Raw genomic sequence first — 13,897 nt, forward strand, 5'->3', positions numbered from 1 at the left:
AGGATCCGGAAAGCGTGCGCAAGACGCGCTGGCCCTTGCGGGACCCCGCGACGCCTCGCCCGGCGTCGTGGGCCGTGCCGCGCGGCGTGCGCCGCGCTCAGGTGGCGTAGTCGGGGGCCCCTGCGGGCACGGTAAATCGGAACTCGGCGCCGCCGCCGGGCGCCCTCCGCACGGTGATCACGCCGCCGTGCGCCTCGACGAGGCCCTTGACGATGTAGAGCCCCAGGCCGGTGCCGCCGCGGCGGTTGCCGCCGGGGCCGCGCCAGAACTGCCGGAAGACGCGCTGGACGGCCTCGGGCGGGATGCCCTCGCCCTCGTCGCGCACCGACACGGCCGCTCCCTCCTTGTGCGCGTCCGGCTCCACCACGATGGTGACGGTTCCGGCCCCATGGCGCACCGCGTTCTCCACGAGGTTACCCAGGATCTGGTCCATCTTATCGGGGTCGAGCCACATCTCCGGCAGCTCGCCCCGGGCCTCGAAATGGAACCGGTCCTCCGCCTCGCCGGCCGCGACCCGGCCCGCGATGACCTTGCGGACCTCCTCGGGCAGGTCGACGACCTGGCGGTGCATCTCCAGCCGGCCCGCCTCGATGCGGGACACGTCCAGCAGTTCGGTGATCAGACGGGTGACGCGGTCGGCGTCGGCGTTGACGGTCTCCAGCATGACGCGCTTCTGGTCGTCGTTGAAGCGGTGCCATTTGGCCAGGAGCGTCGCCGTGAAGCCCTTGACGCTCGTCAGCGGGGAGCGCAGTTCGTGGGCGACGGTGGACACGAGGTCGGCGCGGTCGCGTTCCTGGCGGGCACGGTGCAGGGCGTCGCGCAGGCAGACCGTGAACCGCTCCACCCGGCCCTCGGCGTCCCGCCGGTACGAGGCCGTCACCAGCACCTCCGAGCCTCCGGGCAGGAACAGCACCCGCTCGGGGTGGCGGGTGCGGGTGCGCAGGCCGTCGTAGGGGGCCAGGCACTTCCACCAGTCACGGCCCTCCGCGTCGTGCAGCGGGAGGACGTCGCGGAAGTCGCGGCCCAGGGCGGACGCGGCGGCGATCCCCGTCATCCGCGTCGCGGCGGTGTTGAACACCACCACCCGGGCGGCGTGGTCGGCGACCAGCATCCCGTCGGGCAGGTCGTCCGCCGAAATCTCCCCGGGGCCCGGCCCGGGCCCCCCCGAGGGCGCGCATGCGGCCACGCGAGGGGGTTCCTCTCCGCCCACAGCGGCCTCCACAACACCGAAGAGAACGCGGCCTGTCGAGAAGAGACTCTAGCCGCAGTCGGGCACCCAAGGGGACCCGCGAACCCCCCGGCGGCAAGGCATGTGTGGCCTCCGGGCGGCGTTCCGGGGCGCCCGGAACGAGGTCTCACCAGCGACTCGGCGGCCTCATCTGGACGTGGTGGGCTCATCGAGCGCGGCGAGCGCACGGCGCACGTCCGCGTGGGTCTGGAACAGGCGGTGCAGCCCGGTGATGCGCAGCAGCCGCGACTGGGCGGGGCGGACGCCGGCGAGCACGATCTCACCGCCCGACGCCGAGATCTGGTTGTGCGCGGCGACCAGCGCGCCGAGCCCGGCCGCGTCGCAGAACGGGACGGCGGTGAAGTCGACCAGCAGCCGGCGCGGCCCCGCGGCGTGCAGCTCGACGAGCCGCGCCCTCAGGCCGTCGGCCGTGCGCAGGTCGATCTCGCCGGTCAGGGCGACGACCGCCGTGTCGCCGCGCACCCGGGCGACCGCGACCTCCAGTCCGTCGACCGGTCCGCCGGCTCCGGGGACCGGGACCCCGGCGAACCGGGGGGCCGCGGCGGGCGCGCGGGATCCGGCCGCCGGAGCGGCCGTCCGGCACCGCACCTCCGGCACGCGGCGGCCCGCCCTCCTGGCAGGCCCGATCTCCTCGGTCATCACGTTCGCCCCCTCTGCACGGCATCGTCGCCGCCCCTGGTCAACGCACTGATCAACACCGTAGGCGCGGGGCCGGACGGGGCGAATCCCTCGCCGGACCTGTATCGCGTCCTACCTGCGGACGAGCCCCCGGCGCGGCGGCAGGCCCCCTGCCTCCCGTCCGCGCGCGTACCATCCTCCCAGTTCACCGGCCGGACAACGTCGCCCGGGGCGACCGATTGCGGCCATCCGATCACGGATCGCATTGAACCGCCACGACCGTCCTCACGTGCGGTCGGTCATGTCCTGCGCTGGGCGCGGGCCGAGGCGTACAGGCATACGGCCGCGGCCGTCGCCAGGTTCAGGCTCTCGGCGCGCCCGTAGATGGGCACCCGCACGACCTCGTCGACGTGCTCGAGGATCTCGTCCGGAAGCCCCCACGCCTCGTTGCCGAACACCCAGGCGGTGGGCCGCGCGAGCAGACCCTCGTCGATGGCCTCGTCGAGGGTGCGGCCGCCCGTGCCGTCGGCGGCGAGGACGGTGAGCCCCGCCTCCTTCAGCTCGGCGATCAGCGGGCCGAACCGCGGGCCGACGACGACCGGCAGGTGGAACAGGCTGCCCGCCGAGGCGCGCACGCACTTGCCGTTGTAGGGGTCGACGGACGCGTCGGTGAACACGACCGCCTCCGAGCCGGCGGCGTCGGCGGTGCGCAGAACGGTCCCCGCGTTGCCGGGGTCGCGGACGTGCGCGAGGACGGTCACCAGCCGCGGGCCTGCCTCCAGCGCCTTTCCCAGCGGGACGTCGACGAACTCGCAGACCGCCAGCAGCCCCTGGGGGGTGACGGTCTGGGCGAGTTCGGCCATGATCTCGCCGCTGACGCGCAGCACCGGCGCGCCGGCGCGCTCGGCGGCCAGCACCAGTTCGGGATGGCGGGCCTCGGCCTCGGCCGTGGTGAACAGCTCGGCGAGTCCGCCGGGGATCTCCAGCGCCTCCCGCACCGCCTGCGGCCCCTCCGCGAGGAACCGGTTCTCACGGCGGCGGAACGCGCGTTTGGCGAGCCGGCGAGCGGCCTTCACCCGTGGTGATCGGAGGGAGGTCAGCTCGCGGCCCGCCATATCGCTGTGATCGCCTGTTCGCCGGGGACCCGGCTCAGGCGGCCTCCGAGCCCTCGGCCGGGAGCGCGTCCTTGGCGACCTGGACCAGGGCGGCGAACGCGGGGGCGTCGTTGACGGCCAGCTCGGCGAGCATGCGCCGGTCGACCTCGATCTCCGCGGCCTTCAGGCCCTGGATGAACCGGTTGTAGGTGATGCCGTTGGCGCGGGCGGCGGCGTTGATCCGCTGGATCCACAGCCGGCGGAACTGCCCCTTGCGGTCCTTGCGGTCCCGGAACGCGTAGGTCATCGAGTGGAGCTGCTGCTCCTTGGCCTTGCGGTACAGGCGCGAACGCTGACCGCGGTAGCCGCTCGACCGCTCCAGGACGACCCGACGCTTCTTGGCGGCGTTGACCGCCCGCTTCACGCGTGCCACGTGATGAACTCCTTCGTGGGGGCCGAGGCCATGCCGACCTCGGCCGGTCGCTGATATTGCAGGTCGAGCGCTACTTGCGCAGCAGCTTCTTGATGTTCTTGGCGTCGGCGTCGGCCACCACGGCCGGGCCGGAGAGCCGCCGGGTCCGCTTGGACGCCTTGTGCTCGAGCAGGTGGTTCTTGTTGGCGCGGCGGCGCATCACCTTGCCGGAGCCGGTCAGCTTGAAGCGCTTCTTGGCACCACTGTGTGTCTTGGTCTTCGGCATGGTCGCCGTCGTCTCCTTTTTTCCGGCCCCCGCGCGGACCGCACGGGGGCGCGCCTGATCGGCGCATCACACGGAGTTCCGCGGACGTGTCCATGGACGCGCCAGGCCAGGCTAAATGTACGTGCACCGCGACCTCGCTCAGCCGCGAGGCCGCGGAGTCGGGACCGCCGCGCGGCCGTCCCGGAACGGCCGTCAGGCGGTGGTCTCCGCCTCCTGCCCGCGGGCCGTCTTCTTCTTGTGCGGACCGATCACCATGATCATGTTCCGGCCGTCCTGCTTGGGCCGGGACTCGACGAAGCCGAGCTCCTCGACGTCGTCTGCGAGCCGCTGCAGCAGCCGGTAACCGAGCTCGGGACGGGACTGCTCACGGCCACGGAACATGATCGTGACCTTCACCTTGTCCCCGGCCTTCAGGAACCGCACCACGTGACCCTTCTTGGTCTCGTAGTCGTGCGGGTCGATCTTCGGGCGGAGCTTGATCTCCTTGATGACCGTGTGCGCCTGGTTCTTCCGCGCTTCACGCGCCTTCATCGCGGACTCGTACTTGAACTTGCCGTAGTCCATGAGCTTGGCGACGGGCGGACGCGCGGTGGGCGCCACCTCGACGAGGTCGAGATCCGACTCACGCGCGAGTTCAAGGGCCTTGGCGATGGGCACTATGCCCACCTGTTCGCCGTTCGGGCCGACGAGCCGGACCTCGGGCACGCGAATGCGGTCGTTGATACGCGGTTCGGCGCTGATGGGACCTCCTTGGGGCCGTTCTCAAGTTCGTTGGACCGGTCGTACCCCGAGGCTTCCACAAGAAAAGCCCCGCACGACTCACGTACGGGGCCACCTTCGGTCTCCCTGACGGCCGGGCCGCCGGGGACGACGGCGAGACGAGCGCCGCGCGCCCGTTCGCCGGACCGAGAACCCACCGGCCTCATCGGCCGGTCAGGTGGGAGGTGGCCTCCGCTTGAGCGCCCGGTGCGCACCACCGTCGTGATCGCGCGCACAGGGCCGGTCGGCCACCCAGACTACCACCTGCGAGGGCCCGGTGCGCCATGCGCAGAACCCGCACGCCGGGAGATCGAGTGAACCTGCGTGAGGTACGCCACTGTGTCACTACGACTGTGTCAACGGTCCGGGGCGTCCACCCATTCCCCGGCCCGGGGAGAGTCGTGCCGTGAGGCCGCGGGAGGCTGCAGTGGCGGGTGCGGCCCGGCAGGGAAGGTGAGGGTCTTCTGACCCGGCGGGCCTCTCGGCGCGGCGGTCCCGGCTTGTTACGGTGGAGCTGAGACGGCCCGGTGGGGCCGGCACAGGGAGGTAGTTCCCGCGATGCCCTCGGTCGAAGCCGGCACGGCCGGCCCCCTCACCGCCTTGTCACCGATCAGGCTGGAGTTCGCCCAGAAGGCGTTCATCGTCTCCGGCGGACGCCTGCTGCTGGTCCGCAAGTCCGCCTCCGACCCGTTCCACCCGGGCCGCTGGGAGGTGCCCGGCGGGCGCCTCGAGGTGGCCGACGACCTCGACCTGGACGACCACATCCGCCGGGAGGTCTGGGAGGAGGTCGGCCTCAAGATCGATCCAGGGCCGCCGTTCCATCTGTGGCAGTGGTTCATGCCCGACCGTGCGGCCCCTGGCCACGGCGGGCAGATACGCGTCGTGGCGGCGGCGCGCCGCTGCCGGCCGGTGACCGTGGACACCAGCCTGGAGAACCAGGACACGAGCGACCACCTGGACGGTTGCGCCTGGGTGCCACTCGATGAGATCCGGCGCTACGACCTCATCCCGAGCCTGCGTCCGGTGATGCGGGCCTTCCTGCTTCCGCCCCGCTGAGCGCCGCCGCGACATGACGCCGTCCCGATCGCCGGCGCAGTGGCCGGGGCTGGAGGGTGCCGGCGAGCGCCGCTTCGAACTCCTCGTCATCGGGGACGTGGGCATCGAGGTCCGCGCATCGCTCCCGGACGTCCGCTTCACGGACCTGGACGCGGACCGTCTCTCCTACGCCCCGGCGAGGGCCATGGTCGCGGGGACGGCCGTCAACCTGGCCCGGTGCGCGGCGCGCTACTTCCGCCGGGTCGGTGTGCTGGGCAAGGTCGGCGACGACGACTTCACGCCGGTGATCCGCGGGGAGCTGCGGCGGATCGGCGTGGACGACCACCTGCGCGTCGAACCCGGCACGGCGAACGGCGTCGCGGTGATGCTGCGTGACCGGCCGTGCGGCGGCGGGCCGGGCGCCCGGCTCCTGGTCGTCCGGGACGATCCGCCGGGCCGCCGCCTCGCCGAGCGGGAGGTCCGCGCCGCGGCGGCCGGGATCGAGGCCGCGGACGTGCTGGTCACCGACGGGTACTCGCTGCTGTCGCCGGTGTCGCGGGCGGCGCTGCGCGCGGCGGCCCGGACGGCCCGCGCCGCGGGGACGCGGGTCGCGTTCGACCTCGTCCCGCACGACATCGACGCGCGGCTCCCGGCGGAGGCCGTGCTGCCGATGCTGGCGCTGTCGGATCTCGTCATCTCCGAGGCCCCCACGCTGGCGCGGCTGCTCGGCCGTCCGGCGCCGGCCGGCGGCCGCGCGGTGCGGGACCTGCTGCCGGTTCTGGACCGCGCAGTGCCGGGCCGCCCGCTGTGGCTGCTGCGTTTCGGCGCCACGTCGCTTGAGCGGGTGCTGGCGTACCAGCGGGAAGGGCTGCTCCTGGAGTACGCGACCGGCTACGGGGACGGTGTGGAGCGGGCGGGGTTCGGTGACCGGCTGGCCGCGGCCGAGCTCTACTGGTGGCTGTCGGGCCCGTGACCGTCCTCCGGGACTCCTTCCCCCAAGGCCGCCATGGCCGCGCGCAGGGCCTGAAGGGTGCGGAGGAACCGGCGTCTGCTGCCCGGCAGCCCGAACGTCTCCTGCCAGCGCCACGTCTCGTCGCGCCCGGCGGCGGTGACGGCCCAGCGCAGGAACTGGCTCGGGACGCCGTCACCAGGGTGGACGGTCGCGATGCCGTCCTCCTCTATCAGGAGGTAGGAGCGCCCGGTGCGGAGGTACGCCCGCAGGGCGGCGTGGTCGGCGGGCGCTCCGGGATGGCCCTGCGCTTCCACCACCGTCCGGACGCCGTGCGTTCCGGGCAGCAGATGCCAGTGCGCGTGGTCGATGCACGCACCCCCGCTCTGGGGTCTGGCCGGGCCGTGCTCGAACAGCAGCAGCTCGTCGCTTCCGTACACCGCGCCGTAGAGGCGGGCGACGCGATCACGCCACGACAAGGCGCGTTCCCACATGTCCCGGCCGAACGCCCCGGCGCACCGGTGGTGTTCGAGCGTCACCAGCAGGACGTGCCCCTCGGTGAGCGGCGCCACGTCCGGCATCAGGAGGAAGTCGCCGTCGCGCGCGACGACTCCCGACTCCCCGGGGAGTCCGGCCATGCCGTTGAACCGGAACCGCAGAGGCGGGCACAGCACGCACTCATGACCGGGCTCGTCCCCCACCGTCGGCTCGGCCAAGCCTCCTCCAGCATCCTGGACGCCTTCCCTCCACAATGCCCGGTGCCCGGTACCGGTGATCTGTACGGCCACGGACACAGACATGGAACCCACGGGGTACAAAGCATGGCCTGACGGGAACAAAGGGAGCAGAAGGCGACATCGTGAATCAGACACCTCCACTCCCCGCACCCGCCCCCCGCGCCGACCGCCCACGCGGTGCAAGATTCCTGGGCCCGTTCCCGCCCGCCGACGTCCCCGTCATCGACATGGCGGTGCTGCAGACCCGGCTGAACGAGTCACTGGACGTCCTGCGCGACACCTACGCGCCCGCGCTCGGCGCCGGCGGCGGCTGGTACCACGAGCTGACGCGTCCCGAGCCGGGCACGACCGCGACGGCCCTCGGGCTGCTGGCGTTCGTGGAGGCGGGCCACCCGTTCGAGTACTTCGACGACGGCCTCGCCTTCCTCGCCGCCCGGCAGACCACGTCCGGCGACGCCCTGCGGGACGGCGGCTGGGCCACCAAGACGAGCCTCGGCATGCCGGTGGTGGAGGCGACCGGCTGGATCGCGCGGTTTCTCGCCCGCGCCCGCTGCGACCTGCGCGACGACGCGCCCGACCTCAAACGCGCCTACCGGTGGCTGGTACAGAACCAGAACCCCGACGGCGGCTGGGGGTCGCTGCACGGCTGCCGGTCGCGGGTGTGGCTGACGTGCCTGGCGCTGCGCGCCCTCAGCCAGCTCAACCCCTACGACCCGGCGGTCGACCGGGGCGTGGAGTGGCTGACCGCGGACCGGACGGCGCGCCGCCCCGGCTGGGGACCGACGCAGGCGTCCCGGCCCACCGTCACCCACACCGCGTTCGCGCTGGTGACGCTGGCCGAGGCGCGGCCGGACCTGGCGACCGAGCGGCTGCTGGACGCCTACGACTGGCTGCTGGAGAACCTCGACCCCGACGACGACCACACGTGGATCGAGACCTACGACGTCTCGCCGCACGGGGCCGGGTCCAAGCCGGTGTGGCGGCTGGCTCTCTGGCACTACGGCCTGCCGATCGCGCTCACCGCCCTGCTGCGGGACCCGCGCGGCCCGCACGGCCCGGCCATCGCCCGCACGTTCCGGACGCTGGTCCGCGGCGAGGTGGCCGGCCCCCGCTGGAACGGCTACCCGGGCAGCGGGCGCACGTCGCTGTGGACGCTGTGGTGGCGGCTGGAGACGCTGATCGCGCTCACCCGGATCCCCCTCGCCGGGAACGCCGACGTGCTGCACTGGCTGCCGGACGCGACCGTCGTGCAACGCGCCCACGCGCGGGAGCGTCCGCTCACGGCGCTGCTGCCGCACCGCCGGCTCATCGACCCGGTGGCGCTCGCGCGGCGGCACTGGGCGGCGCTGCTGCTCGGCCTGGTGTGCGCCGGCAGCGCCTTCGGCGTCGCCCTCGGCGCGTGGGGCTGGAAGGACTTCTGGCTGAGCGTGATCCTGCCCGTCATCCTCACCAGCATCGACGAGTCGGTGAAGCGGCGTCGCACACCGCGGGGACCGCCCCCGGCCGCATCGTGAACCGGCGGGTCGGTCAGGCGCGGCGGGCCAGCTCCGCCTCCCCCGCCGCCCGCATCGCCTCCACCGGCACGTCGTCACGGCCGGTCATCAGCGTCACCTGCCGGACGGCCTGGTGCAGCAGCATCCCGAACCCGCCGACGACCGTCCCGCCGGCCCGCCCGACCGCCGCCGCGAGTGCCGTGGGCCACGGCGCGTACACCACGTCGAACAGGGCGGCGCCCGAGGCGGCGACCGGCCCGGCGAACGCGTCCGCGGCCCGCCCCGGCAGCGTCGACACCACCAGTTCGGCGGCCGGCAGGTGCGCGGCCGCCGAGTCGAGCGTCACGACCCGGACCGCGAGCCCGAACCGCTCACCCACTTCGGCGGCACCGGCGGCGCGTCCGGGGTTCCGCACCGCGAGCACCGCCTCGTCCATGCCGAGCCCGGCGAGCGCGGCCAGCGCGGACGCGGCGGTCGCGCCGCCGCCCAGCACCAGCGCGGACGTCCCGCCGCCCGGCCCGGACGTCTTCACACCCGCCTCGGTCAACGCCGTGACGATGCCGTGCACGTCGGTGTTGTCGCCGTGGCGCCGCCCGTCCCGCAGGACGATCGTGTTGACTCCGCCGACCTTCACGGCCAGGTCCGACACCGTGTCCACCAGGTCGAGCGCGACGCGCTTGAGCGGCATGGTCAGCGACAGGCCCGCCCAGCCGGGACCGAGGCCGTCCAGCAGCGCCGCCAGGTCGCCCTCGCCGCACTCGACCGCCTCGTAGGACCACCCGTACAGCCCCATCTCGGAGTACGCCGCCCGGTGCAGCACCGGCGACAGTGAATGGGCGATCGGCGACCCCAGAACCGCGGCACGCCGGGCCGTCTCCTCCACTGACACTCCCTCTGCACGATCAGAACTCCCCGTCACGTCCGGGTCGATCCCCCCGGGGTCAGTTGCCCGGATTCGCCCGCTGCCAGGCCCGGAACTTCTTCTCAAGTTCCAGCTGCTGCTCATAGGTCGTGGCGAACTCGGTGATCTTGCGGGTGGGGTCGGTCGTGACGAAGAACAGCCACGTCCCCTCCTTCGGCTTCAGCGCCGCCTCGATCGCCGCGCCCCCCGGGTTTCCGATCGGGCCCGGCGGCAGGCCTTTGTACTTGTAGGTGTTGTAAGGGGAGTCGTACTCGAGGTCCTTGTTGGTCACCGTGAGCGTCCGCTTGCCGAGCGCGTACACGACCGTGCTGTCGAACTGCAGCCTCATGTCCTTGTCGATCCGGTTGTAGATCACCCGGGACACCTTCGGCAGGTCGCTGGGCCTGGCGCCCTCCGCCTGGATCAGGCTGGCCAGCGTGATGACGGTCCCCGGGTTCAGCCCGGCGTCCTTCGCCTGGCCGACCAGGCCGCTGCTCTCCGCCTCCTCGTTGAAGCGGGTCACCATCTGCTTGAGGATCTGCGCCGCCGAGCCGTTCGGGTCGAGGTCGTAGCGGCCCGGGTACAGGTAGCCCTCCACCTTGCCCTTCGCGTACGGCGGCAGCCCGAGCCCCTCCGGCTTCTTCGCGGCCGCCTGGAACTCCTTCACCGATATCCCGGTCTTCTTCGACAGCTGCTCGAAGACCTCGGTGGCGCGCCGCCCCTCCGGAACCGTGATCTGGTTTCCGGCCCGCGACTTCGGGTCCAGCAGCAGCGCCATCGCCGCCGCGGACGACATTTTCAGCCGCATCTGGTAGAAGCCCGGCTGGATGCTGGAGGCGCGGGTCTCCTTGGTGTACACCTTGACGAACGCGCGGGAGCTCTTGACGACCTCGTGCTCCTCCAGCGTCGCCCCGATCTTCAACCCGGTGGCGCCGTCCTTGATCTGGACCGTGACATTCCCGGAGCCGGCGCCGTCGTAGTCCGGCGGGTTCTGCCGGTTGTCCAGCCACGCGTACCCCAGCACCCCGCCGGTGCCGAACACCGCCACCAGGAACGCCATCGCGAACAGCGCCGCGGCCCGGCCGTTGCGCCTGCGCTGCTTCTGCCGCTTGCGGGCGCGCCGCCGGTCCCTTCCGGACCGCTCGTACGGCGGCGGACGCCCGTCGCCGTACGGATCTGAGAAAAGGTCGACATCGTTCATGAGTTCCCCCGGACGATCTCTCCCGGGGGGCCGCCAGTCAACCGTTCCGCGTCAAGGACCGCCTGGAGCAGGACCGCCGCGGCTGCCTGATCGACGACTTTGCGCCGGGCCCGACCGTGCACGCCGCCGGCCCGCAGGCCGCTCTCGGCGGTGACCGTGGTGAGCCTCTCGTCGTGCAGCCGGACCGTTCCCGGGGGGAGACGGCCCGCGAGCCGGTCCGCGAACCTGCGCGCGGACGCCGCCGCCGGACCCTCGCGGCCCGACAGCGACGTCGGCAGCCCCACGACCACCTCGATCGCCTCATGTTCGGCGACGAGCTCCACAAGCCGGTCGATGTCCCCCTTGCCGCTCTTCACGGTCTCCAGGGGAGAAGCGAGCACACCACCCGGATCGCACCGCGCGACCCCGACCCGCACGCTCCCCACGTCGACTCCCAACCGGACGCCCTGCCTCATCGCATCGGCTCCGGTCGCTTACCCCGAAACGCCGGGCTCACGCGGCCCCTACGGCTCGTTCGACCGCGTCCAGCGCGTCGCCGATGGCGGCCGGGTCCGCACCGCCGCCCTGGGCGAGGTCGTCCTTGCCGCCGCCTCCCCCGCCGAGGGCCTTGGCGGCGAGGCCGACGAGCCCGCCCGCCTTGAGGCCGCGCTCGCGGGCGCCCTCGGTGACGGCGACGACCACCACCGGACGGTCCTTCGGCACGCCGGTGACCATGACGACGGCGGGCCGGGCGATGAGCCGTCCGCGGATGTCGACGGCGAGTTTGCGCAGGTCGTCGGCGCCTGTGCCGTCGGGGGCGCGGTAGCCGGCGAACGCGATGCCGCCGAGGTCCCTGGCGCCGTCGGCGAGCGACCCCGCGATGGCGAGGACCTGCTGGGAACGGAGCTTGTCGAGCTCCTTCTCGGCGTCGCGGAGCCGGGTGACGACGCCGGAGACGCGCTCGGGCAGTTCCTCCTTGCGCGCCTTCATCTGCTCGGCGAGCTGCGCCACCAGGACGCTCTCGCGGGCCAGAAAACGGAACGCGTCGATGCCGACGAGGGCCTCGACGCGCCGGACGCCGGCGCCGATCGACGACTCGCCCAGCACCTTGATCAGCCCGAGCTGCCCGGACCGGGCGACGTGGGTGCCGCCGCACAGCTCGCGGGAGTAGTCGCCGACCTCCACGACCCGGACCTCGTCGCCGTACTTCTCGCCGAACAGGGCGAGCGCGCCCATCGCGCGGGCCTCGTCGATCGAGGTGTGGAAGGCGCGGACGTCCAGATCGCCGACCAGCACCTCGTTGACCTCGTCCTCGACGTCGCGCAGCACGCTCACGGGGACGGCGCCGGACGCGGTGAAGTCGAACCGGAACCGGCCGGGCGAGTTCTCCGACCCGGCCTGCGCGGCGGACTCGCCGAGCGCGCGGCGGAACCCGGCGTGGACCATGTGGGTCGCGGTGTGCGAGCGGGAGATCGCCCTGCGCCGCTCCACATCGACCTCGGCGTGCGCGGAGTCGCCGGCCTGCGCCTCGCCGCTGCGGACCCGCCCGCGGTGCACGATGAGGCCCGGCAGGGGCGCCTGCACGTCGGTCACCTCGATGACGGCGCCGTTGCCGAGCCGGATCAGGCCGTGGTCGGCGAGCTGCCCGCCGCCCTCGGCGTAGAAGGGGGTGCGGTCGAGGACGACCTCGACCTCGGTGCCCTCCCCGGCCGCCGGCGCGCTCGCGCCGCCGACCAGCAGGCCCACCAGGCGGGCGTCGCCGAGCAGGTGACCGTAGCCGATGAAGTCGACCTGCCCGCCGGCGCCGGTGAGCAGCTCGTCCAGGACGGAGACGTCCAGGTTGCCGGTCCGCTTGTCGCGGGCGTCCTTCTTGGCGCGGTCGCGCTGCTCGCGCATGAGCCGCCGGAAGCCCTCCTCGTCCACCTGGAGGCCCTGCTCGGACGCCATCTCCAGGGTGAGGTCGATCGGGAAGCCGTAGGTGTCGTGCAGCTTGAACGCCTGCTCGCCGGCGAGCGTCGCACCGCCGGACCGCCTGGCGTCCTCGACGGCGGTGTCGAAGATGGCGGTGCCGGTGCGCAGCGTCTGGAGGAAGGAGTCCTCCTCGGCGTCGATGACCGTGTGGATGTTCGCGGCGGTGCGCACCAGCTCGGGGTACTGCTCGCCCATCGCCTCGATCGCGACGGCGGTCAGCTCGTGCATGAGGCCCGCGTCCTGGCCGCCGAGCAGCCGCAGGTTGCGGATGGAGCGGCGCAGGATGCGGCGCAGCACGTAGCCGCGGCCCTCGTTGCCGGGGCGGATGCCGTCCGCGACCATCATCGTCCCGCTGCGGACGTGGTCGGCGATGACGCGCAGCGACACGTCGGAGCGGTGGTCGCGGCCGTACTCGGCGCCGGTCAGCCCGGCGGCGCGGTCCAGGACCCGCCGCAGGGTGTCGGTCTCGTAAATGTTGTCGACGCCCTGCAGGACCGCCGCCATGCGCTCCAGGCCCATGCCGGTGTCGATGTTCTTGGCCGGCAGATCGCCCTGGATGTCGAAGTCGACCTTGGAGCGGACCTCGCTCAGCTGCGACTGCATGAAGACGAGGTTCCAGACCTCCAGGTACCGGTCCTCGTCGACGACCGGGCCGCCCTCACGGCCGTACTCGGGGCCGCGGTCGTAGTAGATCTCCGAGCAGGGCCCGCCGGGGCCGGGCACGCCCATGTGCCAGTAGTTGTCGGCCAGCCCGCGGCGCTGGATGCGCTCCTCGGGGACGCCGACCTTGTCGTGCCAGAGGTCGCGGGCCTCATCGTCGTCGTGGTAGACGGTGACCCACAGCTTCTCCTCCGGGAACCCGAAGCCGCCCTCGTCCCGCGACCGGGTCAGGAGCTCCCAGGCGAACGGGATCGCCTGCTCCTTGAAGTAGTCCCCGATGGAGAAGTTGCCCAGCATCTGGAAGAACGTGGCGTGCCGGGTGGTCTTGCCGACCTCTTCGATGTCCGGCGTCCGCACGCACTTCTGCGCGCTGGTCATGCGCTGGGACGGCGGGGTGCGCTGGCCGAGGAAGTACGGCTTGAACGGGACCATGCCGGCGTTGACCAGCAGCAGGGTCGGGTCCTCGGCGATCAGGCTGGCCGAGGGCACCACCAGGTGCCCGCGCTCCTCGAAGAATCTGAGGAAGCGGCGTGCGACCTCTGCCGACTCCATA

General features: G+C 72.8%; 14 protein-coding genes. 3 read left to right on the top strand and 11 right to left on the bottom strand.

The features are described from left to right. Positions 1-97: 97 nt before the first annotated feature. The 6 genes from ACGFK0_RS35535 to infC form a co-directional block, all read right to left on the bottom strand. The gene (locus ACGFK0_RS35535; protein WP_392912912.1) at positions 98-1,186 is read right to left on the bottom strand and encodes an ATP-binding protein; all 1,089 of its coding nucleotides are present in this window, start codon (positions 1,184-1,186) and stop codon (positions 98-100) included. A gap of 189 nt (positions 1,187-1,375) precedes the next feature. Next, positions 1,376-1,888 (bottom strand): STAS domain-containing protein, encoded by a 513-nt coding sequence (locus tag ACGFK0_RS35540; protein WP_392912913.1) that lies wholly within the window; start codon positions 1,886-1,888, stop codon positions 1,376-1,378. Between the two features lie 278 nt (positions 1,889-2,166). After that, on the bottom strand, positions 2,167-2,982 hold the full coding sequence (locus ACGFK0_RS35545; RefSeq protein WP_392912914.1) for a TrmH family RNA methyltransferase: 816 nt from the start codon (positions 2,980-2,982) through the stop codon (positions 2,167-2,169). Between the two features lie 34 nt (positions 2,983-3,016). Beyond that, positions 3,017-3,394, bottom strand: a complete 378-nt coding sequence (gene rplT / locus ACGFK0_RS35550; RefSeq protein WP_358462584.1) for a 50S ribosomal protein L20 — start codon at positions 3,392-3,394, stop codon at positions 3,017-3,019. Positions 3,395-3,464: 70 nt separating this feature from the next. After that, a complete protein-coding gene (gene rpmI, locus ACGFK0_RS35555; RefSeq protein WP_358462586.1) occupies positions 3,465-3,659 on the bottom strand; it encodes a 50S ribosomal protein L35 in 195 nt (64 codons plus the stop codon). 192 nt (positions 3,660-3,851) lie between these two features. After that, entirely contained in the window at positions 3,852-4,400 is a 549-nt protein-coding gene (infC, locus tag ACGFK0_RS35560; RefSeq protein WP_371954612.1) for a translation initiation factor IF-3, read from the bottom strand. 576 nt (positions 4,401-4,976) lie between these two features. Here infC and ACGFK0_RS35565 point away from each other — a divergent pair. Continuing rightward, positions 4,977-5,474, top strand: coding sequence for an NUDIX domain-containing protein (locus ACGFK0_RS35565; RefSeq protein ID WP_392912915.1), 498 nt, complete (start codon positions 4,977-4,979; stop codon positions 5,472-5,474). A gap of 13 nt (positions 5,475-5,487) precedes the next feature. Beyond that, the gene (locus ACGFK0_RS35570) at positions 5,488-6,426 is read left to right on the top strand and encodes a PfkB family carbohydrate kinase (protein WP_392912916.1); all 939 of its coding nucleotides are present in this window, start codon (positions 5,488-5,490) and stop codon (positions 6,424-6,426) included. Here the strand turns inward: ACGFK0_RS35570 and ACGFK0_RS35575 are convergent. After that, positions 6,402-7,118, bottom strand: coding sequence for an HIT family protein (locus ACGFK0_RS35575; protein WP_392912917.1), 717 nt, complete (start codon positions 7,116-7,118; stop codon positions 6,402-6,404). The two genes, ACGFK0_RS35570 and ACGFK0_RS35575, sit on opposite strands and share 25 nt — an antisense overlap. Positions 7,119-7,261: 143 nt before the next feature. Between ACGFK0_RS35575 and ACGFK0_RS35580 the strand changes: the two genes are divergently transcribed. Beyond that, entirely contained in the window at positions 7,262-8,653 is a 1,392-nt protein-coding gene (locus tag ACGFK0_RS35580; protein WP_392912918.1) for a prenyltransferase/squalene oxidase repeat-containing protein, read from the top strand. Between the two features lie 13 nt (positions 8,654-8,666). Here ACGFK0_RS35580 and ACGFK0_RS35585 read toward each other — a convergent pair whose 3' ends face one another. The 4 genes from ACGFK0_RS35585 to alaS are packed head-to-tail and all read right to left on the bottom strand — an operon-like array spanning position 8,667 to position 13,896. Further along, positions 8,667-9,515: a shikimate dehydrogenase gene (locus ACGFK0_RS35585; RefSeq protein ID WP_392912920.1), complete on the bottom strand. Its 849-nt coding sequence runs from the start codon at positions 9,513-9,515 to the stop codon at positions 8,667-8,669. Between the two features lie 58 nt (positions 9,516-9,573). After that, positions 9,574-10,734: an endolytic transglycosylase MltG gene (gene mltG, locus ACGFK0_RS35590; RefSeq protein WP_392912921.1), complete on the bottom strand. Its 1,161-nt coding sequence runs from the start codon at positions 10,732-10,734 to the stop codon at positions 9,574-9,576. After that, positions 10,731-11,189, bottom strand: coding sequence for a Holliday junction resolvase RuvX (gene ruvX / locus ACGFK0_RS35595; RefSeq protein ID WP_392912922.1), 459 nt, complete (start codon positions 11,187-11,189; stop codon positions 10,731-10,733). Before ruvX ends, mltG begins: the two co-directional genes overlap by 4 nt. A gap of 37 nt (positions 11,190-11,226) precedes the next feature. Next, positions 11,227-13,896, bottom strand: a complete 2,670-nt coding sequence (gene alaS / locus ACGFK0_RS35600) for an alanine--tRNA ligase (RefSeq protein ID WP_392912923.1) — start codon at positions 13,894-13,896, stop codon at positions 11,227-11,229. Position 13,897: the final 1 nt, after the last annotated feature.

This window comes from Spirillospora sp. NPDC048823 (assembly GCF_043198445.1).
Taxonomy (GTDB): domain Bacteria; phylum Actinomycetota; class Actinomycetes; order Streptosporangiales; family Streptosporangiaceae; genus Spirillospora.

Bases quoted from the DNA above. Each gene is read 5' to 3' on its own strand.
- ACGFK0_RS35540 (WP_392912913.1), bottom strand. From the start codon at position 1,888: ATGACCGAGGAGATCGGGCCTGCCAGGAGGGCGGGCCGCCGCGTGCCG.
- ACGFK0_RS35545 (WP_392912914.1), bottom strand. From the start codon at position 2,982: ATGGCGGGCCGCGAGCTGACCTCCCTCCGATCACCACGGGTGAAGGCC.
- rpmI (WP_358462586.1), bottom strand. From the start codon at position 3,659: ATGCCGAAGACCAAGACACACAGTGGTGCCAAGAAGCGCTTCAAGCTG.
- ACGFK0_RS35565 (WP_392912915.1), top strand. From the start codon at position 4,977: ATGCCCTCGGTCGAAGCCGGCACGGCCGGCCCCCTCACCGCCTTGTCA.
- ACGFK0_RS35570 (WP_392912916.1), top strand. From the start codon at position 5,488: ATGACGCCGTCCCGATCGCCGGCGCAGTGGCCGGGGCTGGAGGGTGCC.
- mltG (WP_392912921.1), bottom strand. From the start codon at position 10,734: ATGAACGATGTCGACCTTTTCTCAGATCCGTACGGCGACGGGCGTCCG.
- ruvX (WP_392912922.1), bottom strand. From the start codon at position 11,189: ATGAGGCAGGGCGTCCGGTTGGGAGTCGACGTGGGGAGCGTGCGGGTC.
- alaS (WP_392912923.1), bottom strand. From the start codon at position 13,896: ATGGAGTCGGCAGAGGTCGCACGCCGCTTCCTCAGATTCTTCGAGGAG.